This is a genomic window from Pseudomonas sp. NPDC090592 (assembly GCF_044769185.1).
GTDB lineage: Bacteria > Pseudomonadota > Gammaproteobacteria > Pseudomonadales > Pseudomonadaceae > Aquipseudomonas.
On sequence record NZ_JBIVXJ010000022.1, the window covers coordinates 38,598 to 61,125 of the forward strand.

Annotated in this window: 20 protein-coding genes; 6 read left to right on the top strand and 14 right to left on the bottom strand. The window is 64.2% G+C overall.

The genetic code is table 11. The annotated features are described in order from the left end of the window. Nucleotides 1-2: 2 nt before the first annotated feature. Nucleotides 3-974, bottom strand: a complete 972-nt coding sequence (locus tag ACIQUI_RS19350) for a FecR family protein (protein ID WP_403201655.1) — start codon at nucleotides 972-974, stop codon at nucleotides 3-5. A gap of 54 nt (nucleotides 975-1,028) precedes the next feature. Beyond that, nucleotides 1,029-1,526: an RNA polymerase sigma factor gene (locus tag ACIQUI_RS19355; protein ID WP_403201658.1), complete on the bottom strand. Its 498-nt coding sequence runs from the start codon at nucleotides 1,524-1,526 to the stop codon at nucleotides 1,029-1,031. Between the two features lie 316 nt (nucleotides 1,527-1,842). Between ACIQUI_RS19355 and kdpF the strand changes: the two genes are divergently transcribed. The 6 genes from kdpF (at nucleotide 1,843) to ACIQUI_RS19385 (ending at nucleotide 9,766) form a co-directional block, all read left to right on the top strand. Then, nucleotides 1,843-1,932 (top strand): K(+)-transporting ATPase subunit F, encoded by a 90-nt coding sequence (kdpF, locus tag ACIQUI_RS19360; RefSeq protein ID WP_003251485.1) that lies wholly within the window; start codon nucleotides 1,843-1,845, stop codon nucleotides 1,930-1,932. 9 nt (nucleotides 1,933-1,941) lie between these two features. Further along, the gene (gene kdpA, locus ACIQUI_RS19365) at nucleotides 1,942-3,636 is read left to right on the top strand and encodes a potassium-transporting ATPase subunit KdpA (RefSeq protein WP_403201661.1); all 1,695 of its coding nucleotides are present in this window, start codon (nucleotides 1,942-1,944) and stop codon (nucleotides 3,634-3,636) included. A 9-nt stretch (nucleotides 3,637-3,645) separates the two neighbouring features. After that, a complete protein-coding gene (gene kdpB, locus ACIQUI_RS19370; RefSeq protein ID WP_403201663.1) occupies nucleotides 3,646-5,700 on the top strand; it encodes a potassium-transporting ATPase subunit KdpB in 2,055 nt (684 codons plus the stop codon). Nucleotides 5,701-5,710: 10 nt separating this feature from the next. Continuing rightward, the gene (kdpC, locus tag ACIQUI_RS19375) at nucleotides 5,711-6,262 is read left to right on the top strand and encodes a potassium-transporting ATPase subunit KdpC (RefSeq protein WP_403201665.1); all 552 of its coding nucleotides are present in this window, start codon (nucleotides 5,711-5,713) and stop codon (nucleotides 6,260-6,262) included. 157 nt (nucleotides 6,263-6,419) lie between these two features. Next, nucleotides 6,420-9,074: a DUF4118 domain-containing protein gene (locus ACIQUI_RS19380; RefSeq protein ID WP_403201669.1), complete on the top strand. Its 2,655-nt coding sequence runs from the start codon at nucleotides 6,420-6,422 to the stop codon at nucleotides 9,072-9,074. Beyond that, nucleotides 9,071-9,766: a response regulator gene (locus tag ACIQUI_RS19385; RefSeq protein ID WP_403201672.1), complete on the top strand. Its 696-nt coding sequence runs from the start codon at nucleotides 9,071-9,073 to the stop codon at nucleotides 9,764-9,766. Before ACIQUI_RS19380 ends, ACIQUI_RS19385 begins: the two co-directional genes overlap by 4 nt. A 293-nt stretch (nucleotides 9,767-10,059) precedes the next feature. On the opposite strand, the gene ACIQUI_RS19390 is transcribed toward ACIQUI_RS19385, so the two are convergent. The 12 genes from ACIQUI_RS19390 to ACIQUI_RS19445 form a co-directional block, all read right to left on the bottom strand. Beyond that, complete coding sequence (locus tag ACIQUI_RS19390; protein WP_403201674.1) at nucleotides 10,060-10,965, bottom strand: LysR family transcriptional regulator; 906 nt, start codon at nucleotides 10,963-10,965, stop codon at nucleotides 10,060-10,062. Nucleotides 10,966-11,192: 227 nt separating this feature from the next. Then, a complete protein-coding gene (locus ACIQUI_RS19395; protein ID WP_403201676.1) occupies nucleotides 11,193-14,123 on the bottom strand; it encodes an aminotransferase in 2,931 nt (976 codons plus the stop codon). A 172-nt stretch (nucleotides 14,124-14,295) separates the two neighbouring features. After that, nucleotides 14,296-14,655 (bottom strand): MerR family transcriptional regulator, encoded by a 360-nt coding sequence (locus tag ACIQUI_RS19400; protein ID WP_403201679.1) that lies wholly within the window; start codon nucleotides 14,653-14,655, stop codon nucleotides 14,296-14,298. 241 nt (nucleotides 14,656-14,896) lie between these two features. Beyond that, nucleotides 14,897-15,463 carry an HD family hydrolase gene (locus tag ACIQUI_RS19405; protein ID WP_403201682.1) on the bottom strand — a complete coding sequence of 189 codons (567 nt, stop codon included), beginning with the start codon at nucleotides 15,461-15,463 and terminating at the stop codon, nucleotides 14,897-14,899. A gap of 64 nt (nucleotides 15,464-15,527) precedes the next feature. Continuing rightward, nucleotides 15,528-16,097: a helix-turn-helix domain-containing protein gene (locus ACIQUI_RS19410; RefSeq protein ID WP_403201684.1), complete on the bottom strand. Its 570-nt coding sequence runs from the start codon at nucleotides 16,095-16,097 to the stop codon at nucleotides 15,528-15,530. Nucleotides 16,098-16,158: 61 nt separating this feature from the next. Beyond that, the gene (locus ACIQUI_RS19415) at nucleotides 16,159-16,734 is read right to left on the bottom strand and encodes a putative toxin-antitoxin system toxin component, PIN family (protein WP_403201686.1); all 576 of its coding nucleotides are present in this window, start codon (nucleotides 16,732-16,734) and stop codon (nucleotides 16,159-16,161) included. Beyond that, nucleotides 16,731-17,198 (bottom strand): helix-turn-helix domain-containing protein, encoded by a 468-nt coding sequence (locus tag ACIQUI_RS19420; RefSeq protein ID WP_403201689.1) that lies wholly within the window; start codon nucleotides 17,196-17,198, stop codon nucleotides 16,731-16,733. Before ACIQUI_RS19420 ends, ACIQUI_RS19415 begins: the two co-directional genes overlap by 4 nt. Nucleotides 17,199-17,378: 180 nt before the next feature. Beyond that, nucleotides 17,379-17,642: a DUF3077 domain-containing protein gene (locus ACIQUI_RS19425; protein WP_403201691.1), complete on the bottom strand. Its 264-nt coding sequence runs from the start codon at nucleotides 17,640-17,642 to the stop codon at nucleotides 17,379-17,381. Nucleotides 17,643-17,798: 156 nt separating this feature from the next. Further along, nucleotides 17,799-18,041, bottom strand: coding sequence for a hypothetical protein (locus ACIQUI_RS19430; protein WP_403201694.1), 243 nt, complete (start codon nucleotides 18,039-18,041; stop codon nucleotides 17,799-17,801). A gap of 665 nt (nucleotides 18,042-18,706) precedes the next feature. Then, nucleotides 18,707-19,315, bottom strand: a complete 609-nt coding sequence (locus tag ACIQUI_RS19435) for a sarcosine oxidase subunit gamma (RefSeq protein ID WP_403201696.1) — start codon at nucleotides 19,313-19,315, stop codon at nucleotides 18,707-18,709. A 3-nt stretch (nucleotides 19,316-19,318) separates the two neighbouring features. Next, a complete protein-coding gene (locus ACIQUI_RS19440) occupies nucleotides 19,319-22,222 on the bottom strand; it encodes an FAD-dependent oxidoreductase (protein WP_403201698.1) in 2,904 nt (967 codons plus the stop codon). After that, nucleotides 22,219-22,524, bottom strand: coding sequence for a sarcosine oxidase subunit delta (locus tag ACIQUI_RS19445; RefSeq protein WP_391136446.1), 306 nt, complete (start codon nucleotides 22,522-22,524; stop codon nucleotides 22,219-22,221). The genes ACIQUI_RS19440 and ACIQUI_RS19445 overlap by 4 nt, the downstream gene beginning before the upstream one ends. Between the last annotated feature and the right edge of the window lie 4 nt (nucleotides 22,525-22,528).

Below are 22,528 nucleotides of genomic sequence, written 5' to 3' on the forward strand. Positions count from 1 at the left end.
TTTCAGGCAGCGGGGTAGAGCAGGGTAACCAGCTCGGTGTAGCGCGCCGTGCGCACGGCCAGCGCCCTGGACAGCACGTCGAGCATCTGCTCGGGTTGTTCCAGGTTGAGGATCAGGCTCACCCGCCGGGCCGCCAGTTGCTTGTCCATGATGAAAATGCGCCCTTCACGCCAGCGCTGCAGTTCCTCGACAACTGATTGCAGCGGTTCGTTGAAGAACACCAGGCGTCCGCTGCGCCAGGCCAGTACCTGCTCCAGTTCGGCGCGCTGGATGTCCCCGGTCGCGCGTGGGCTGAAACGCAGCGCCAGGCCTTCGTCCAGCTCGGTCTGCTGGGTGGCCGCCAGCACCTGCACACGATGCCGGTGCACTGCGACTTGCGTAGCCTCGCCGTGGCACGCGAAGGAGAACTCGGCTTCGCTACAGCGCACTTCACCCGCCCGGCTGACAACGGTGAACGGGCCGGCGCTACTGGGGCGTACCATGAAAAACGCCTGCCCCTGCAGTAACTCGACAGCACGGCGGGTCGACGAGAAATCCAGGTTCATCGCTGTGTGCCCGGCCATCTCCACGGTCGAGCCATCTGGCAGGCGGGCGATGCGGCGCTCACCCACTGCCGTGCTCAGGTCGGCGAAGGGGGTGTCCATGCCTTTGAGCCAGAAAAGCCCGGCACTGGCGCTGGCTGCTGCAGCGCTGGCGGCCAGGCCCATGCCGACGAATCGGCGGCGTGACAGCCGCGCGGGAGCCGGCGTTGCAACTGCGGCGGGCGGTACCAGCAAAGCCGATGCTGCCCACAGGTTCTCCAGTTCGGCGTAGGCCTGGGCATGGCGCGTATCTGCCGCCATCCACGCCGCCCAGGCCTCGCGCTGCTGCGCAGTGGGGGTGGCACCATGAAACAGCGCGAACCACGCGTTGGCCTGATGATCGATGTCATCGGCAGGCGTGGCAGGGTCGGTAAATGGCGGTTCGCGATTCATCGGTTCAACGTTTCACAGGCAGCGCAGGGATGGTGCATTGTGGCAGGCCGGCGGTCACTGCGACATGCCTTGTTTCAACAGTTCCAGGGCCTTGACCATGCGGCTGTAGGCGGTCTTGGGGGAAATCCCCAGGCGCGCGCCGATGTCGACATAGGTCATGCCTTCGACCCGCACCATCAGGAACACTTCGCGGCAGGGTTCGGGCATGTTCTGGATCACTGTGTTCAAGGCCGCCAGTTGCTGGTTGGCGATGGCGGCCTGTTCCAGATTCGCGCTTGGCTGCGCTACGGCGCTGGCCTCGGGCGAATCCAGTGGCTCGCTCTTGCGGTGCTGTTGACGGCGGGTGTGGTCGATGAACAGGTTGCGCGCGCTGGAGAACAGATAAGCGCGGAAGTTCTCGATACGGCTGCGGCCCATCTGCTCGGAAAGGCGGATGAACGCGTCCTGGGTCAGGTCGGCGGCGGTTTCCTTGCAGCGCAGGCGACGGTCCAGGTACTCCTGAATCTCTTCGCGATGGGCGAGATAGAGTGCCTTCAGATCTGAACCGGACATGGGCCACCTTGGCGGACGAGCGAGCGAGGGCGGCAAAATACCACAAATGAGAATTGTTTTGATTGAAGTGGTTGTTTTTCCTGTACTGGCCTCTTCGCGGGCACGCCCGCTCCCACAAGTACAGCACCGGCATTGAATACTGTGCTGTACCTGTGGGAGCGGGCGTGCCCGCGAAGAGGCCAGTACAGAAAACCTGAAACCCTGATCTTTACGCAATCTTTATACCCACCCCCACCCCCCGATCTCGCCCCTTTACGCCCCGCCCCCGGACAATTTCCCCAAAGCGGCCCAAGCCGCACCACGGGGAGAACCACTCATGAACATGCTCGACGGGCTGTCACTGCTGCTGGCAGTGGCCTTGGCGTTTTACTTGCTGGTGGCGCTGCTGCGCGCCGATCGCAGCTAGGGAGCGGCCATGCACAGTTACGATTTCGCCTTGCTCCTGGCGTTCTTCGCCATCGTGTTGCTGCCGGCACCTTGGCTCGGGCGGTTCTACTTCAAGGTCATGGAAGGCCAGCGCACCTGGCTGTCGCCTGTGTTGCGCCCGGTCGAGCTGGCCTGCTACCGGCTGGCGGGCGTCAACGCCAGCCAGGAACAGAGCTGGCGGCAATACACGCTGGCCTTGCTGGCCTTCAACCTGGCCGGGTTCCTGTTGCTGTTCGCCGTGCTGCTGTTGCAGGGCTACCTGCCGCTCAACCCGCAGCACTTGCCAGGTCAGGAATGGTCGCTGGCGTTCAACACCGCGGTCAGCTTCGTGACCAACACCAACTGGCAGGCCTACAGCGGTGAAGCGTCGGTCAGCTACTTCAGCCAGATGCTCGGCCTGACCGTGCAGAACTTTGTCAGCGCTGCCACCGGCCTGGCCGTGCTGGTTGCGTTGTGCCGCGGCATCGCCCGGCGCAGTGCTACCACGCTGGGCAACTTCTGGGTCGACATGACCCGCGCCACGCTCTACGGCCTGTTACCGCTGTGCGTGCTGCTGGCGCTGTTGCTGGTGTGGCAGGGCGTGCCGCAGACCTTTGCCGACTATGCCCATGCGTTGACCTTGCAAGGGGCTGACCAGACCATCCCGCTGGGCCCGGCCGCCAGCCAGATCGCCATCAAGCAACTGGGCACCAACGGTGGTGGCTTCTTCGGCGTCAACTCGGCGCACCCGTTTGAAAACCCTACGGCCTGGAGCAACCTGTTCGAGGTGGCGTCGATCATCCTCATTCCGGTGGCGCTGGTGTTCACCTTCGGCCACTACGTGAAGGATCTGCGCCAGAGCCGCGCCATCCTCGCCTGCATGCTCGCCCTGTTCCTGGTGGGTGGCAGCACTGCGTTGTGGTCGGAGTATCAGCCTAACCCCACGCTCGAAAGCACCCAGGTGCAGCAGGCCGCCCCCATGGAGGGCAAGGAAAGCCGCTTCGGCACTACCGGTTCGGTGCTGTGGACAGTGACCACAACCGCGGCCTCGAATGGTTCGGTCAACGCCATGCACGACAGCCTCAACCCGCTGACCGGCATGGTGGCGATGGTCAACATGATGGTGGGCGAGGTGATCTTTGGCGGTGTCGGTGCCGGTCTCTACGGCATGCTGCTGTTCGTGCTGATTGCGGTGTTCCTGGCCGGGTTGATGATTGGCCGCACCCCGGAATACCTGGGCAAGAAGCTGCAAGCCCGCGAGGTGCAGTTGCTGGTGGCGACCCTGCTGGTGATGCCGGTCGGCGTACTGGTGCTTGGCGCCATCGCCGCCAGCCTGCCAGGCCCGGCGAGTGCGGTGAGCAACCCGGGGGCGCATGGCTTCAGCCAATTGCTGTACGCCTATACCTCGGGCACTGCCAACAACGGTTCGGCGTTTGCCGGGTTCGGCGCCAACACGGTGTTCCACAACGTGATGATCGGCCTGGCGATGCTCATCGGCCGCTTTGGCTACATCCTGCCAATCCTGGCCTTGGCCGGCAGCCTGGCAGCGAAGAAAAGCGCGCCGCAGGGGCACAACAGCTTCCCCACCCACGGCCCGCTGTTCACCGGCCTGCTACTGGTGACCATCCTGCTGGTGGGTGGCCTGACCTTCCTGCCGACCCTGGCCCTGGGGCCAATCGCTGAACACTTGAGCCTGGGTTTCTGAGGACTGACCATGAACATGCCCATTCCTGAAGTAAAAGCGCGGCACGCCGCCAAGGACCAGACCCGCTTCGCCGCGCTATGGCGCCCGGCGCTGGTGCAGGCGTTCGTGAAACTTGACCCGCGCCAGCTCAAGCGCTCGCCGGTGATGCTGGTGGTGGCCCTGACTGCGGTGCTGACCACGGTGCTGTGCTTCTCCCCCGGCAGTGGCGTGAGCACCGGGGTTGCCGTGCAGATCGCCCTGTGGCTGTGGTTTACCGTACTGTTCGCCAACTTCGCCGAAGCCCTGGCCGAAGGCCGTGGGAAAGCACGCGCAGACAGCCTGAAGGCTGGCAGCCAGGGCCTGACTGCCCAGCGCCGCAAGCGTGATGGCAGCTACGAGACGGTTGCGGCCAGTGCGTTGCGCAAGGATGACGTGGTGCGTGTGCTGGCGGGCGAGATGATCCCCGGTGACGGCGAGGTACTGGAAGGTATCGCGGCCGTCAACGAAGCCGCCATTACCGGTGAATCTGCGCCGGTGATCCGTGAGTCCGGTGGCGACCGCTCAGCCGTAACCGGCAATACGCGGCTGGTCTCCGACTGGTTGTTGATCCGCATCACCAGCAACCCGGGTGAGTCCACCCTCGACCGTATGATCGCCCTTGTCGAGGGCGCCAAGCGGCAGAAGACCCCGAACGAGATCGCCCTCGACATCCTGCTGATCGGCCTGACCCTGATCTTCCTGATCGTGGTGGTGACCTTGCAGCCGTTCGCCCACTTCGTCGGTGGCAGCCTGCCGCTGATCTTCCTGGCTGCATTGCTGGTGACGCTGATCCCCACCACCATCGGTGGCCTGCTGTCGGCCATCGGTATTGCCGGGATGGACCGGCTGGTGCGGTTGAATGTGATCGCTCGTTCAGGTCGGGCGGTTGAAGCCGCGGGTGACGTGCACACGCTGATGCTCGACAAGACCGGCACCATCACCTTTGGCAACCGCCGTTGCAGTGCGTTGCATGCGGCACCGGGCATTACCGCCAAGGAACTGGGGGAGGGTGCCTTGCTGGCCTCGCTGGCGGATGACACCGCCGAAGGCAAGTCGATTGTCGAGTACCTGCGCCAGTTGCACGACTTCATCGAGCCCGCTGCCGGGCAGTTCGAAGCCGTGGCCTTCAGCGCCGAGACCCGGTTGTCGGGCATCGACTTCCAGCAGCACCGCTATCGCAAGGGCGCCGTCGATGCGGTGCTGGCATTCGTCGGCATGCAGCGCCTGGAAATGCCCCCGGCACTGGCCCGCGAAGTGGAGCGCATTGCCCAGAGTGGCGGCACGCCGCTGCTGGTGTGCAGCGACAAGCGCCTGCTTGGCGTGATCCACCTCAAGGATGTGGTCAAGCCTGGCATCCGTGAGCGCTTTGCCGAGTTGCGTAAACTGGGCATCCGCACGGTGATGGTAACCGGCGACAACCCCCTGACCGCCGCCGCCATCGCCGCCGAAGCGGGGGTGGATGATGTGCTGGCCGAGGCCACGCCCGAGAAGAAACTGGCGCGTATCCGCCAGGAGCAGAACGACGGGCGCCTGGTGGCCATGTGCGGCGACGGCGCCAACGACGCTCCGGCCCTGGCCCAGGCGGACGTGGGCATGGCCATGAACGACGGTACCCAGGCTGCACGCGAGGCGGCCAACATGGTCGACCTGGACAGCGACCCGACCAAGTTGCTGGACGTGGTACAGGTCGGCAAGGAACTGCTGGTCACCCGTGGCGCGCTGACCACGTTCTCTATCGCCAACGACGTGGCCAAGTATTTCGCCATCCTGCCGGCGCTGTTCGCCGCGATCTATCCGCAGCTGGGCGTGCTCAACCTGATGCACCTGGCCAGCCCGCAGAGCGCGATCCTGTCGGCCATCGTGTTCAACGCGCTGATCATCATCGTGCTGATCCCGCTGGCACTGCGTGGCGTGCGGGTGCAGGCGGCCAGTGCGGCGCATCTGTTGCGGCGCAACCTGCTGATCTACGGGCTGGGCGGCATCGTGGTGCCGTTTGCCGGGATCAAGCTGATCGACCTGCTGCTCAACGCCCTGAACCTGGTCTGAGGAGGCCACCATGAATGCTTATGTACGCCCGGCGTTGAGCCTGGCCCTGTTGATGACGCTGGTGACCGGCGTGTTGTACCCGCTGGCGGTGACGGGTATTGCCCAGGTCGCTTTCCCCGACCAGGCCAATGGCAGCCTGGTGCGCGATGACCAGGGCCAGGTGCGAGGCTCGGCACTGATCGCTCAGGAATTCAAAGGTGATGGCTGGTTCCATTCACGGCTTTCGGCCGGCGCCTACGCCACCGTGGCCAGCAGTGCCAGCAACCTGTCGCCGAGCAACCCGGCGCTGGCGGAGCGGGTCAAGGGTGATGCGGCTGCGCTTTACCAGGCGCGGCTGGGGCCGGTGCCACAGGCGTTGCTGACGACCTCGGGCAGCGGCCTTGACCCGCAGCTCCCGCCCGAAGCTGTGGCCTATCAGATCCCGCGGGTGGCGGCGGCGCGGCAGCTGCCGGCAGAGCGCTTGCAAGCCTTGCTGGAAGAGGCCACCCTCCACCCATTGATCGGCCCGCCAGTGGTCAATGTGCTGGCGCTGAACCAGGCGCTTGAGCGACTGAGCCACTGATATTGGGGCCGCTCTGCGGCCCTTCGCGGGCACGCCCGCTCCCACAGGTACAACGCCATGTTCGAAGGGGGCGCAATACCTGTGGGAGCGGGCGTGCCCGCGAAGGCCTGCAACGCAGGCCCTTAGGTCGACCGTTGCAAACTCTGAAGGATGAAAGATGAGTGACTCCGCCCGCGCTGACGCGCTGTTGGCTACTCTCCCGCGAACTGGCCGGGGCCGGTTGAAAGTGTTTCTCGGCGCCGCCCCCGGCGTCGGCAAGACCTTCGCCATGCTCCAGGCCGCCCACGCGCAGCAACGTCAGGGCGTGCAAGTGCTGGCCGGGGTAGTCGAAACCCACGGCCGCGCCGAAACCGAAGCGTTGCTCGGCGGCCTTCAGCAGCAGCCCCTGCTGCGCAGCCAGTATCGTGGCGTCACGCTCGAAGAAATGGACCTCGACGGCCTGCTCAAGGTGGCACCGGCCTTGGCCCTGGTCGACGAACTGGCCCATACCAATGCCCCCGGCAGCCGCCATGCCAAGCGCTGGCAGGACGTACAGGAACTGCTGGCTGCGGGCATCGACGTCTACACCACGGTCAACGTCCAGCACCTGGAAAGCCTCAACGACAAGGTGCGCGACATTACCGGCGTGCTGGTGCGCGAAACCCTGCCGGACTGGGTATTGCAGGAAGCCTTCGAGCTGGTGCTGATCGACTTGCCGCCGCGCGAGCTGCTCGAACGGCTGCGCGAAGGCAAGGTGTACGTGCCAGAGCAGGCGCGGGCCGCGATCGACGCGTACTTCTCGCAAACCAACCTGACCGCCCTGCGCGAGCTGGCCATGCAGACCGCCGCCGCCCAGGTGGATGCCGACCTGGCGCACGGCTATCGCCAGCGCGGCCAGGAGGCCCCGGCCTTGCGTGGCCGGTTGCTGGTTGGCGTCGATGGCGACGACCAGGCCGAGCGCCTGGTGCGTCATGCCAGCCGCGTAGCCCAGCGCCGCCACCTGCCCTGGAGCCTGGTGCATGTGGACAACGGCCGCCTGCGCGACGAAACCGCACGCCATCGTTTGCAGGCTGCGCAGCAACTGGCCGAGCGCCTGGGTGGGGAAGTGGTGCTGCTGCGTGCCGGCGAAGTGGCGCGCACCTTGATCCAGCATGCCGCCGAACGGCGGGCCAGCCTGGTGTTGGTGGGGCAGTCCCGCGACCGCTGGCGTCGGCGCTTGTTCGGTGCCGGTGTGGCCGCACGGCTGTTGCGTGAAAGCCATGGCCTGGAAATCAACGTGCTGGACCGCGATGTGCAGCCGCAAGCGCCGCGTTCGGCGGTGCGGCGGGTGTGGGTATGGCGGCATTACCTGCTGGCGCTGCTGGCCACGGCCATGGCAGCGGGGCTGTCATGGGCGGTGTCGAGTGTGCTGGCACTGCCCAACATCTCGCTGGTGTTCCTGGCAGCGGTGTTGCTGGTGGCGGTGCGCAGCAGCCTTGGGCCTGCGTTGGCCTGTGCTGCGTTGTCGTTCCTCACCTACGACTTCCTGTTCATCCCGCCCAATTTTTCGTTCAGCATCCAGCGCGAAGAGGACGTGCTGACGTTGGTGTTCTTCCTGCTCATGGCTGCGCTCACCGGTAACCTGGCCGCCCGCCAGCGCCGGCAGTTGCAGGCGCTGCGCGAAACCCAGGCACAAACCAGCCAGTTGCTCGACCTGTCACGCCGGCTGACGGTGGCCACCGACCGCCAGGCCGTATTCAATGCCGCCGGCCAGCATCTGGATGGCTGGCAGGATATGCAGGTGTGCCTGCTGGAGCGCAACAGCGAAGGCCAGCTGCACGTGACCAGTGGTGAAGCCCACGCCTTTAGCGACAACGAACGCGCCGCCGCGCAATGGGCTTGGCAGCATGGCCAGGCCGCCGGTCATGGCAGTGATACCCTACCCAATGGCCGCTGGTGGTGGTGGCCACTGGCGGTAGACGAACAACCCCTGGCGCTGCTCGGTGTTCGCCCGCGTTCCGGCCAGCCGCTAAGCGACCCGCGCCGGCGCCTGCTCACCGCCCTTGGCCAGCCGTTGGCACAAGCGTTGGCCCGCGCCCGCCTGGCCGAGCAGCTGGAGGCCGCACGCCTGCATGGCGAAACCGAGCAGTTGCGCAGTGCCTTGCTGGCGTCTGTTTCCCACGACTTGCGCACGCCGTTGACCGCCATGCGCGGCAGCATCGACAGCCTGCTGGCGTTGGACCAAGCCATCCCGCCGGAAGACCGCCGCGAGCTGTTGGAAGGCACCCGCAACGAGGCCGAGCGCCTCGACCGCTACATCCAGAACCTGCTGGACATGACCCGGCTGGGCCACGGCGGCCTCAAGCTGGCCCGCGACTGGGTGGCCCCGGGCGACATCGTCGGCAGCGCGCTCAATCGCCTGCGCGTAGTGCTCGCCCCGTTGCGCGTGCACACTGATGTGCCGGCCGAGCTGCCGCTGCTGTTCGTGCATGCAGCGCTGATCGAACAGGCGCTGGTCAATGTGCTGGAAAACGCGGCACGCTTTTCGCCAGCAAATGGCCGGCTTGAACTGCACGTATCGGTGCAGGACCTGCAGCTGCGTTTTGCCGTCCTTGACCAAGGCCCTGGCATTCCGGTGGCCGACCGCGAGAAGATCTTCGACATGTTCTACACCGCCGCCCGTGGCGACCGTGGCGGGCAGGGCACCGGCCTGGGCCTGGCCATCTGCCAGGGTATGATCGGCGCCCATGGCGGGCAGATCCTGGTAGGCGAAGGCATTGATGGCCAGGGCACCGGCATCACTCTATGCTTGCCGCTGCCCCCTCAGCCTGAAGCCGAAAGCGAAACCCCATGAGCCAGTCCGCCACCCTGTTGGTCATCGACGATGAGCCGCAGATCCGCAAGTTCCTGCGCATCAGCCTGGCCTCGCAGGGCTACAAGGTGATCGAAGCCGCTACCGGTGAAGAGGGGCTGGCCCAGGCGGCACTGGGTAAGCCGGACTTGGTGGTGCTCGACCTGGGCCTGCCGGACATGGACGGCCAGCAGGTGCTGCGGGAGCTGCGTGAGTGGAGCGCGGTGCCTGTGATGGTGCTGTCGGTTCGCGCCAGTGAAGTGCAGAAGGTGGATGCGCTGGATGGCGGGGCCAACGACTACGTGACCAAGCCGTTTGGCATTCAGGAGTTTCTGGCGAGGGTGCGGGCCTTGCTGCGCCAGGTGCCGCAGGCCGGTGGTTCGGAGGTGGCGGCCAGCTTCGGGCCGCTGACCGTGGACTTTGCCTTTCGCCGGGTGACGCTGGAGGGCGTCGAGGTGGCGCTGACGCGCAAGGAATATGCGTTACTGGCGTTATTGGCCGGGCACCCGGGGCGGGTGATTACCCAGCAGCAGTTGCTCAAGGACATCTGGGGGCCTACCCATGTGGAAGACACCCATTACTTGCGGATCGTGGTCGGGCACCTGCGCCAGAAGCTGGGTGATGACCCCACCGCGCCTCGGTTCATCATCACCGAGGCGGGCGTGGGGTACAGGTTGGTGGGGCCGGGCGTTTGATATGGATTCACGCCGACCCTGTGGAGACTCTATGGTTTCTGGCAATGGCATCAGGGTTACCAGGTGCTCGCCACGGCATCTTCAGCGCCAGCTCGCGATGCGCCGCGCGGGCGGCGCTCGGTCTCACAGGCGCTGAATATCTTGTGGCCAACACCTGTTAGCCCTGATGCAATCTCTGTGGGTTTACACCGGGTACAAACCGGATACATCGTTTACATTCCAAACCGGGGGCATGGCTTGCCCGTGGGCGCTACTCACTTCATTGGTTTGCTCGAAGCGTAGTCGGGTATGGCTCAGGACCTCGGCGATTCTGTCTCAAAGCATTGGCGCATGACGTCCAGGTAACGCCGGGCGCCCAGGCCAAGCGGCCGCGACTTGATCCAGATGATGTCCACCCACAAGCGCAAGCGGCTGGCCATGTTGTCGAAGCGCACCTCGGCCAGTGCGCCTGAGGCAATCAGCGGCTCGACCAGTGGCTGCGGCAGGTAGGCCCAGCCCAGGCCGGACTGCACCAGGTCCAGCGTGGCCAGGTAGCTGTCGGTCAGCCAGATGCGCCGCGACAGTACCATGCGCGGGTCCGACCCGGTGGCCTTGCCCGAGGCCACGATGATCTGCCGCTGCTCGGCAAAGGCTTCTTCAGGCAATGGCGTGCCGCTGTTCTGGCCGGCAGGGTGGCGGGGCGAGGCGACGGCCACCAGCAACTGGCTGCCGGCTTCGAGGAATGACTCACGCTCGTCGATACCGGGCCGCTCGAACACCAGTGCCAGTTGCACGCTGCCTTCATGCAACAGGCGCACAGCTTCGGTCTGCGTGGCCGAGCGCACTTCGATTTCCAGGCTGGGGAACTCCTGGGCGAGGACTTCCAGCGGCTGGCTCCAGCGGCCGGTTTGCAGTTCGGGGGCCATGGCGATGGTCAGGCGCTTTTCCAGGCCTTTGTGCAGTTGCAGGGCCTGCGCGTCCAGCAGGTTGAGCTGGCAGATCACCTGCCTGGCTTGCGGCTCCAGCGCCAGGGCTGCGCTGGTGGGCAAGGCCTTTCGCGTGGCCCGGTCGAACAGCACCAGGTCCAGTTCTGCTTCCAGCTGGGCAACTGCCATGCTCACCGCCGAGGGTACACGGCCCAGCTTGCGCGCAGCGGCCGAGAACGACCCGGCATCAAGCACGGCGAGGAAGATTGCCAAGGAGTCGCTGGAAAAGGCCATTGTCAGAAAACCTGATGATGGTGAGGTAAGTATGGGGGGTAATTTGAACATGCATTGTGGTTGTTGGGGTGATCGGCGGGGCGTTTTCAGCGCCTGTAAGATCGAGCGCCGCCCGCGCGGCGCATCGCGAGCAAGCTCGCTCCTACATTTGTTTCGGGCCAGTGCAGCCTGTGCCAACGCACGCGACCGCCTTGTTTTTTTGACTCGATTTCAGCCTTCACTTCACCTTACAGCCCTTCGCCCAGCACCCGGTCAATGCTGTCGACAAAATAGTCCACGCTCGCCCGGGTGGTGCACATTGGCGGCTTGATCTTGAGGATGTTCAGGTAGTCGCCGGTGGGTTGCATGAAGATCCCCAGCTCACGCAGGCGGTCGCACAGGGCCATGGTTTCTTCGGTAGCCGGCTCCAGCGTTTCGCGATTGCGCACCAGCTCAAGCCCCAGGTAGAAGCCAGACCCATGCGCTGCACCGGCCAGCGGATGCTTGTCGACCAGTGCTTGCAGACGCGCCTTGAAGTAGCGCCCGGTATCGCGGGCGTTGTCCCACAGGCCTTCTTCCTGCATCACGTCCAGTACCGCCATGCCGATGCGGCAACTGACCGGGCTGCCACCGGCCGAGGAGAAGAAGTAACCCTCGGCCTCCAGCGCTTCGGCAATTTCGCGGCGGGTGATGACCACGCCCAGCGGCTGGCCATTGCCCATGCCCTTGGCCATGGTGATGATGTCGGGCACCACGCCTTGCTCTTCGAAGCCCCAGAAATACTCGCCCAGGCGGCCATAACCCACCTGCACCTCGTCGGCGATGCACACGCCGCCACGGGCGCGGACCTTGGCGTAAGCATCGCGCAAGTAACCGGCCGGCAACGAAATGCCGCCAGCGTTGCCGTACACCGGCTCGCAGATGATGCCCGCGAGTTGGCGGCCACGGGCATCGAGGTCGGCCAGCTTGGCCTCGAGGTCACGCAGGTAGTCAGGGGCGCTGTCGGCACCGCGGAATCGGCCACGGAAGGTGTTCGGCGCCTCGACCGGGTGCACCCAGTCCGGGCGGGTTTCCAGGGCTTGCGGGTTGTCGGCAATGGACGTGGAGATGGCGTCGGTGGCCACCGACCAGCCGTGGTAGGCCTCCAGCACGCTCAGCAGGTCGCGCCCGCCGCTGTAGGCCCAGGCCAGGCGAATGGCCAGGTCATTGGCTTCGGTGCCGCTGTTGACCATGAACACCCGGTCGAACCCTTCAGGGGCCAGATCGATCAGGCGTTCGGAGAACTCGGTGATGGCCGCATAGTGGAAGCGCGAGTTGGTGTTGAGCAGCGACCACTGGCGCGCCGACTCGGCGACCATGCGCGGGTGGCCGTGGCCCAGCACTGCGACGTTGTTGAGCATGTCCAGGTACGAGCGGCCCTGCATGTCGATCAGGTAGTTGCGCCAGCCGCGTTCGATGTGCGGCGGCTGCGCGTAGTAGTGCTTCTGCGAGCGGGCAAAACTGGCGTCGCGGCGGGCCAGCAGGGCTTGTGGGTCGGGCAGCGGGTCGGCATCGCAGTCCAGGCCCAGCAGCGCGGCTGGCGACGGGCACAGGGCCAGCCAGGCATCGGCTTGGGACGGGGTGGCAAAGAAGGGGGGCTGGATGTTGTGGTCCAGGCACAGCTGTACGCTGAGGAAACCGCAGCTATTGCCCAGCGACTGGCCCTTTGCCACGGCCTGCCCATCGGCGGGGGCATCTTCCAGGCCCAGCAGCCACAAGGCCCATTGCGTGGTTCGCAGGCAACCGCGGCCGTCGCCATGGCGCTGCCAGGTGCCGGCTTGCGGGGCTTGCACCAGGCTACCGTTGGGTACATGCAGCTCAACGCCCAAGGCACAGGTGGCGGGCTCTTCGGGCCGGTCGATATGGGTTTGCGACAGGCGATACTGCCCGTACAGGGTGCAAGCCGGGGCCGCTTGCGAGGTGAGCAGGCGCTGGTCAAAACCGGGTTGCTCCCAATTCCCCGCTTCGCAATGGATGCTGAGTACACCCAAGTCCACCCGTGTTACAGCCTGCCCGGCCAGCTCGGGCAGCAGCGGGGCGCACCGGTTCAAGTTTGGAACGTCCGGTTGCACGCCTGCCGCTTGCAGGATGGCAGCCTCCATCAGCGCGAAAGGCACGGCGGTGGCAGTGTCGAAGATTTCCCATTCATGGGCCACGTTGTCGCGGGTGTACTGGTTGCCGGGGTCCACGGCCAGTTGCTGCGCGCTGCTCAACACCAGTACCGCAGCACGATTGATCACCAGTGGCCACAGGGCGCGTAGCTCGGCCTCGGTCAGTGGGTTGAGCACCTGATAAGCGCTGATCGCTGGCAGGATGCGCAGCGGGTTGCCCTCGGCGTGGTGCAGCAAGGCTGCGCAGGTGACTGACAGGTCGGCAATGCGCCAGGTACGCAGCAGGTCGCCGAAGTCGATCACCCCTTGCAGTTGCCACTGGCGCTGGGCATCCCGAGCCCAGACGGTGTTGTCGTCGGTGATGTCCAGGTGCACGGGCTGGATCGGCAGTTGGTCCACCAGCGGCAGCAGGCGCGCGCAGGCCTGGCCAGTGGCGTGTTCGATGCGGGCGCGTTGCCCGCTGTCTTGCAGCACCGGCAACAGGTGGTCGATCAGCGCCTGGGCATGTTGCGGGTCCCATTGCAGGGTGCGCACAAGGCCGGGGTGATCGAAGTCGGCCAGCGCCCTGTCCAGCTTTGCACAGAGCCCGCCCAGTTCAGCGATCAGGCGTGGTTCCAGGTGTTTGAGGCGGGTCAACGGTTGGCCTTCGATGTAGTCGAGCAGGCGCAGGCGCAGGGGTTGACCGTCGATGTCCAGTGCCAGCAAGCCTTCGCCGTTGCCGGTGTGGCGCACGGCGGGTACCGGCAGGTCTTGTTCACGCAGGTAGGCCAGTGCGGCGTGTTGTGCTTCCAGCTCCAGCCGGGCATAGCTGCCGTGGCAGGCCTTGAGCACATAGCGGCCTAGGGGTGCGTCCACGCGCAAGTTCAGGTCCTGCTGGCTACCCAGTGCCGTCAGGTCACCGTCGAGACCATAGTGCGCCTGCAATACAGCGTGTGCCTGGGTTTCGCTGAGTGAGGGGCTGGGCAGGCCGGAACGGCTGATCAGCGTGGTCAGGGCAGGGGAAGCGGACGGGGGCTGCGGGCTGGACATGAGGCTCTACCGTTGCTGCTGGGAGTGGACGGAGGAGAATTTATGCCCGATCTGGCTGATGATGAAAGACGATTGTTGTCAGTAATTTTGATAGTAGTACCGAATTATGGAAATTATTGGCAGCCAATAATTATTGGCCATTGATAAAACTGGATAAAACCGCTGCAAGCTTTCATTCCAGCCCTGGGCGGAGCGGGCAAGCCAGCGTCAACCGTTGCATCAACGTTGCCCGCAATGCCTGCAATTCCGCAAGCCGCTGCTCAACCAGTGCCAGCTTGTCGCGCAGTAGTTCCTCCACTGCGCGGTCCGGCTCGGCGGACTGCCACAGTTGCTCCACGTTGCTGCCAATTTCGTTCAGGCTGAAGCCCAAGCGCTGGGCTGTGCGGATGAACATCACCAGCTGCGCGGTTTCATCCGGGTAGTCGCGGTAGCCGTTGGCCAACCTGCGGGCTCGAATCAGCCCCCGCTCTTCATAGAAACGCAGGGTGTCACGGCTAATGCCACACACCTGGGCGAGTTCACCTATACGCACGGTTTTATCCTTGTATGCGCTGGTCAATGGTGCCTCAGCGCTGATCTGGAGTGTGCTGGTGCTGGAAGTGCTGTGGGCGATTGCCCAGTCGGCACCTGTATCACGAGCGCACGCTAGCCCGTTGGACGCAACTGTAGCGAGATCACTGTGGGAGCGGGCATGCCCGCGAAGCAGGCGACGCGATGGATGGCACCGGCTATGCCGGTGTTCGCGGGCACGCCCGCTCCCACAAGGTGGCGCGCTACCGGGTCATGCGTTTGCGTGTTTCCTTGTCGAGAGCGTGCCGCAAGGAGGCCAGGAATGGAATGGCATCGGTATAGCGGCGGCCATACTCCAGGTTGAACGCGTAGTCGAAGCCAGGCGGGTTTTCGCCCTGGGTGTGCTGCAGGATGGTTTCGATCTTGTCGAGTGCCTTGACTACCTTGGCTTCGGGCGAAGCGGCTGCTTCATATTCGTCGAACAGGGCAACTATGTTGTCCTGCATCGAGGGTTCGAGCATCGAGGTCATGGCAACAAGGTCTTGCCGTTCATTCATGCTCTTGTTTGGCGTCGCTTGCGCTTCAGGTGCGGGAACATCGCCACTCAACGCCTCCCCAAGGTCATGGACAAGGCAAAGCTTCAGCACCTTGCAGATATCGACATCACCCAGGTCTTCTTCAAACACCAGTGCCAGCAGCGCCAGCCGCCAACTGTGCTCGGCGGTACTTTCACGCCGGCCTGTGGCGGTGTGGGCACTGCGGGTCACGCTCTTGAGCTTTTCGGCCTGGCGCAGGAATTCGAGTTTTCCATGAAGCTTTTGATCTGGCACGGCGGGTGACCTCTGGCTATTGCAGAGGTAGATAGTCGGCTCGCTGCCTGCCGGCGTCCACGCATTAAATATGCGCGAGGGTTTCCACCAGCCGGGCAGTCGAGCCATCCGACAGCGTGAGCCGTGTCCAGCGGCACAGGCTGTGCTGGATGGGCACCTGCGCAGAACCGTTCGTGCCAGTGGCGAACTCCAGGGCCGGGGAGGTCAGGTTAGCTCGCCAGCCCAGCTCGGCCAGGCGCTGTTCCTGGCTGGCGATTTCCTGTGTTGCGAACGGCCACAGCGAAACGCCCAACAGTTCGCGCAGCGGAACGTGGAACTCGGCTTCGCGAGGGGCCGAGCATGCCAAAAGGCGGTGGGTGAGGTCGCAGACCAGGTGCACCGGCTGCGCGCTGCCCGAAACCAGGCGCGCCAGGGCGTGGTCCGCTGCGCTGCTGAGTCGGGCTTTGAGCAAGGCTTCGATACGCGCCCGTTGCTCGGGTTCGGCGTCTTGTATGCCTGACTCCCAGCGGGAAATGGTCGATTGGCAAACGCCGAACATCTGCGCTGCGTGCAATTGTTTTACCCGGTTCAGCATGCGCCACTGCTTCAGCATCGGGCCGATGGGGGTGTTAGCAAGTGAAGGGGAGAGGTTCATACTCGTCTGCCGGGTTGGTGCGCTCAAACTTGGAAACCAAGAAAGCGCCGATGTAGTGCGATCAGAGGAGAAACCTGAACTCTGAAAGTAGTTTCACCGACTCGGGTAGTCTCTGCTGAAGTAGGCGGTCGAGGTATTGTTGCACGCTGTGAGGTGGGTTTTTCAATGACATCCGCTGCCGATGGGCAGCTTCGAGTACTGCTGCTTTGTCGAGGTCCCACAGATCGGCGATGAAGTCATCTGGATGCATGGCTTCGATATCGAAGGCACCAAGGCATGCTGAGGGGAAGTCCTTCAAATTGAAAGTGACGATGACAGAAGCGTTGCACTGGATCGCAGCTGCGAGGACATGGCGGTCATCCTTGTCCGGCAGGTCCAGCCCTTCCACCAGCGGCTCGTAGTCAGTGACAAGTGCACCAGGTATTGCAGCATCCATTAGCGCGGATGTGCGATCCACATGTTCGGGCGTAAGGTCGGGCCGGTTGAGTAATAGATTGCGCTTCCACTCGTTATGGATGTTCGTCGACCAACGTGCCCGGTAGATGCCTGTCAGTGCGAGGTTCATCAGGAAATCACGCAGTGGGGCAGGATAAAGTACGTTTGCGTCGTATATGGCCGTGAAAGGCGAGTGCTTCATTCATACCCCATCTTTAATTCCTGAGCTTGGGCTGCCAGCGCATCCATTGCAGCACGGCTCCCCTCGTCACGTTTGTCCTTGTAGGCAACCAGGTCAGAGAACCTTACCCGACGATGACGACCCGTTTTGGTATGTGGAATCACCGCTTCGTCGAGCAGCTTCACCAAGTGCGGGCGAGAGACGTTGAGCAGGTCGGCCGCCTCCTGGGTGGTCAGCTCCGCGTGGATCGGAACGACTTTGACCGAGTTCCCCAGGGCCAGCTCGCTGAGAATCTCGCCAAACAGGCGCAGTGCGAATGTGGGTACTTCAACGACCCGGCGCTGATTCTCTTCATTCAGCAGCTCAATCCGTTGGGTATCTGATTTTGTCGAAAGGAACGCCGCTAGCGTGCGGCTGGACTCGACAGCCACGGCAATTTCTTTCTCATCAGGAAGCACCTTGCGAGAGAGGTCGGCGGTGGTCATGGGTATCTCCAGTGCGATATCGATTGTGAGGCTGCGGCGACGATGCAGCAGCCCAGGTTCGAGTTATATTCGAAATATTCGAAAATCGCAATAAACGAAACAAACGCATAGGTGTAGGTTGCCCGGAGAGTGGCTGGCTTTCGAAGTGCGCCTACCAGTTGATCCCGGGCAACCACATGCTCAGCGCATCATGCCCAGTTCGGCGTCATCCATTAGTGCCTTGGCCATTGCGCTCAAGTAGTGGGCGGCCCAGATCATCATTGGTTTTTCGTCCATCAGGCCGGTAATGGTCAGTTCGCGGACGTAGCCCATCAGCTCCGAAGATTGCTCGCGGGCGTCTCTGCACGGGATGCCGGGTTCGATGCGGAACAGTGGGTGGGTGCCGTGTTCGCCTTGGCAGAAGGTGGTTTTGCCGACGGTGTAGTGGGTGTTTTCTGTGGTCATTGTTGTATCCCCTGAAAATTCTCGACTGCCTGGGCTGGCCCTTTCGCGGGCAAGCCCGCTCCCACAGGATCACCACAGGCTTCAAGGCTTGCAGAGTACCTGTGGGAGCGGGCGTGCCCGCGAAGGGGCCAGCCCAGGCAACACATCAATCAAGCATCAGTGCGAAGTCCGAGGCTCCGCAGGCATCTGTACCTGAACCAACGCCGACTCAAGCAAAGCCCGCAGCGCCTCAAGTTCATGCATTGAGGTCATCATCAGGATCGAGGCCGGTGATTTGGGTTGCAGCAGCAAGGCCTGATGCACCACGGTGGTTGCGCAGAGTGCGTAGTCGGTGGCCTGGATCAGGGTGTCTTCGAGGGAATGGGGGTTGTGGGGTGGATCTGGTACGATTTTCAACATCACGATTTTCCGTTATCGGTGCTGCCTCCGGCCTGCTGTCAAACAGTTGGGTGGCAGCTGTACGTGGGTTGACAGACCGGCGGAAATCGTAAAGTTCCGGCGCACGCAAGCGTGCCCGCACGTACAGCCGCCATAATGGCGAGCCGCATACGATTTACCGTCACAGCCTGTCAAAGCTGTATCGCTGATCTTCAGCGACCAACCGAGACTAGAGCCCTGCCAGAGCAGTCGCAACGGAAAATACGCGGCAGGAGTATGTTTGGGAAATGGACTACAGGGAAGGGGTTTAATCCGACATTTCAGGTGTTCAGCGCCCGATTGCGTCAGGGCGGCGAGGTGATCGGTTTGGATTTTGCGGTGTTGCGCAGATCGAGCGCCGCCCGCGCGGCGCTTCGCGGGGCAAGCCCGCTCCCACATTTGTTGCAACGTGCCGAACCTGTCAGGCCATGGTTGCCAGCCTTGTCGGGCCGGCTCGATTTCCCGACTGGCGCTACTGCCGCCCCACACCTCTCAAGACATGCGCAAGGCTGGCAACGCCTCTCCCACAGACATGGCCACGTTGCAACAAATGTGGGAGCGGGCTTGCCCCGCGAAGCGCCGCGCGGGCGGCGCTCGATCTCACAGGCGCCGCAAATCCCCCGGCGAACACCCACAGCCCCCACTATCTACAACCCGGGCAACTCACCCAGCTCGATCCAGCCACCCTCGAACTCACCCATGGCATCCAGCATCGCCTCCCGGAAATACGCCCGCGACGCCCGATCAAACAGCAACTGCAACGCCGGCCGCCCATCACTGCCCACATTCACCACAATCACATTGATCCGCGCCGCCGAAGTCTGCGCCACCGAGCCCACCGGAAAAGCCTCGGCACGCAAATCCACCCCGCACAGCTTGGCCATCACCGCACTGCCATGCGCCCCTGACAGCTGCAACCAGGCATGGCTGTCCTGGCGCGGCAGCAGGTAGTTGCGCTGGGCATCCTGCACCCACTCGGCCTCAACGGCAGCCACCCGTGCGCCTTCATCGGCCAGGTTGCCCAGCAGCAGGTACTCGGTCTGTGACAACCGCGCTACCCAGCTGCCGTCGTCCTGGCGCACGGCCTGGTTCGGCTGCTGCGGCAAGCGATAACCACGTTGCTGCAGGTAGGCGGCACTGTCGCCCCCGCGAAACCCGACCCGCGCCACCTCGGTCAGGTCGGTCAACGCACAGGCGTGCAGCAGTTCGGCCCGAGGGCTGCGAGGGATAAATGCTTTGGCTTGCAAACTGGTCATGGCTCAGAGCTCCTGGCGCAGGTTGTCGGGGTCGTGGAAGGGCAGTTGCACCACCTTGGCATGCACCATGGCACCGCCCTCTACACGGATCGGGATGTGCATGCCGGGGGTGGCCTGGTGGGCACCGGCATAGGCAAGGCCGATGATCTGCCCCAGGGTTTGCGAGTATTCGCAGGAGGTGACATTACCGCTGATGGCCGGCCCGTCCAGCACCAGGTGCCCCTCCAGCGGCTGCGGGCTGCCCTTGGGCAGGGTGAAGCCGACCAGCTTGCGCTTGAGCGGCTGCGCTTCAAGGATTTCGATGGAGCGCTTGCCAACGAAGAACGGCTTCTTGCGGCCAATGGCCCACTGCATGTCGATTTCTGCCGGGTGAGTCATGCCGTCGGTGTCCTGGCTGATGATCACATGGCCTTTTTCCAGGCGCAGCAGGCGCTGGGTCTCGACGCCGAACGGCCGAATGCCCCGGCCCGAGCCTGCGCTCATGAGGGCGTCCCACAGGCGCTCGGCATGGCGGGCCGGTACATGAATTTCATAGCCCAGTTCACCGACGAAACCGACCCGCAGTATGCGCGCCGGGATGCCGGCCACCTTGCCCTGGCGCACGCCCAGGTAGGGGAATGCTTCGGCCGACAGTTCGACATCGTCACACACCTTGGCCAGCACCTGGCGCGACAGTGGTCCGGCCAGGTTGACGGCGGCCAGGGCGGCGGTGACGTTGGTGATGTCCACGTCCAGGCGCCATTGTGCGTTCCACTTCAACATCTGCTGGTAGATGCGGTCGACGCCACTGGTGGTAGCGCTGACATAGAAGTGCTGCTCGCCCAGGCGCGCGCAAACGCCATCGTCGATCACCACGCCATGCTCGTTGGTCATCAGCGCGTAACGGGTACGGCCGATGAGCAGCTTGGCAAAACCGAAGGTGTACAGGCGTTCCAGCAGTTCGGCGGCGTCCGGGCCGCGTACGTCCAGACCGCCCAGGGTGGAAACGTCGATCAGGCCGACTTTTTCGCGCACATGGCGGGCTTCCTCCTGCATGCATTGCTCGCGGTCTTGCGGCTTACCGTAATAGGCGGGGCGCTGCCAGATACCGGCAGGCATCATCTTGGCCCCGGCTTGCAGGTGGCGACGGTGCATGGGTGTTTGCCGGTAGGGGTCGAAGGCACGCCCGGCGACATGCGCCAGCTTTTCTGCCTGGAACGGCGGCCGGGCGGTGGTCACCCCGGTTTCGCCGATACTGCGGCCGGTGGCCTGGGCCACCAGGCGCGCAGTGGGCAGCGCCGAATGGCGGCCCTGGGACGGGCCCATGCCGACCGTGGAGAACCGTTTGACCAACTGCACGTCACGGTAACCGCTGCGGGTGGCGTTGACGATGTCGCGCACTTGCAGGTCTTCGTCGAAGTCGACGAAGTCCTTGCCTTTGGGGTGCGGGAAGATCGGCCAAGGGAAGTTGACCTTGGCTTCGGCGCCGAACGCCGACAGGGTCGGCGCTTGCAGGCCCAGCGCTGCCACTGCGTCGGCGGCCCCGCGTGTGGCATCGGCCAGTACGTTGGCCAGCGCGTGGCGGCCGTTCACGGAACCTGCGCTATCGAGCCCGGCCGGCAGGTTGCTGATGGCAAACTCGTCGCGGTTCACATCATAGGCCAGCTTGCCACCGGCCTGGCACAGCAACTGGTACACCGGCATGTAGCCCGCCGACATGCAAAGCAGGTCGCAAGCCAGGCGCAGCCCGTGGGGGCCGACCTTGCCCTGGCCGGTGATCGGGCGAATGTCCACGCCGCTGACATGGCGCATGCCCGCTTCGTGCAAGGCTTCGTACACGGTGCTGCCCAGGTGCACGGGAATATCGCGGCGCTTCAGTTCAGCCGCCAGGGCGGCTTCGGCTGGCGCGGCGCGCATGTCGACCACTGCGGCCACGGCCACGCCTTGTTCTTGCAGGTCGAGGGCGGCCAGGTAGCCGTCATCGTGGCCCGTGAGGACTACCGCACGCTGGCCCGGTTTGACCGCGTACAGCTTCATCAACCGCTGGGCAGCGCTGGTCAGCATCACGCCCGGCAGGTCGTTGTTGCGGAACACCACCGGCTGGTCGAACGACCCGGCCGCCACCAGGCAACGGCTGGCGCGTACCTTGTACAGGCGCTTGTGCTGGATCACCGGCAAGTAGTTGTCGGTGAACCAGCCATTGCAGGTGGCCTGCAGCAGCACCTGGATGTTCGGGTGGCCTTCGATGGCGGCCAGCAGCTCCTGGCGCAGGCTGGCGGCGCGGGTGCCGGCGATGTCGAAGCGGGCATAGGTGAGCGAGCCGCCCAGCACCGGCTGTTGCTCGATCAACAGCACCTTTGCCCCGGCATTCGCTGCATCGAGCGCGGCGTGCAGGCCGGCGGGGCCGGCGCCGACCACGGCCACATCAACGAACAGGTAGGCCTTGTCGTAGTACTGCGGTTTGAAACCCAGGTCGAGCACGCCCAGGCCGGCCTTCTTGCGGATCAGTGGCTCCCACACTTTCCACATGCCCTTGGGCTTGTAGAACGAGCGGTAATAGAAGCCCACCGGCATGAAACGCGAAAACTTGCCCAGGTAGGCGTCGCGGTCATGCTCAAGGCTGCCGTTGAAGTTTTGCCCCTCGACCACCAGGCCTTCGCGGGCGGGCTCCAGGTCGGCCAGCACATTGGGTTCTTCTGGCAGTTGCACCAAGCTGTTGGCATCCTGCCCGGCCATGCTCAGCGGGCCGCGGGGGCGGTGGTATTTGAACGAGCGTGACAGCAGCCAGCGGCCGTTGCCGAGCAGGGCGCTGGCAATGGTGTCGCCGGCAAAGCCTTGGCAGGCCTGGCCGTCAAACCGGAAGTGCACGGGCCGCTCGCGGTCGATCAGCAGGCCCATGGGCGCGGGGAGGCGAGTGTGGCTGGTCATCCGGCGATCTCCGGGGTGGCGGCGGGGGTGAAGTCGACGCGGCGGTCGAACCGTTCTTTCGGGTCGAAGGTACGCAGTACCTGGTCGCTTACCGTGTGGCGTTCGGCCAGGAACCAGTAGCTGGAGGCGTTGTGCAGCCACCACTCGGTCACCACCCCGGCCAGGTTGTCGCTGTTGAACACATAATCGGCCCATTCGGCATCGCTGCAGGCGGCCGGGTCGGGCATGTGCTTGAACTCGCCGCCGTAGGTGAACTCGCTGATGTTGCGCGGGCCATTCAAGGGGCAGGTCAGGATCTTCATTGTC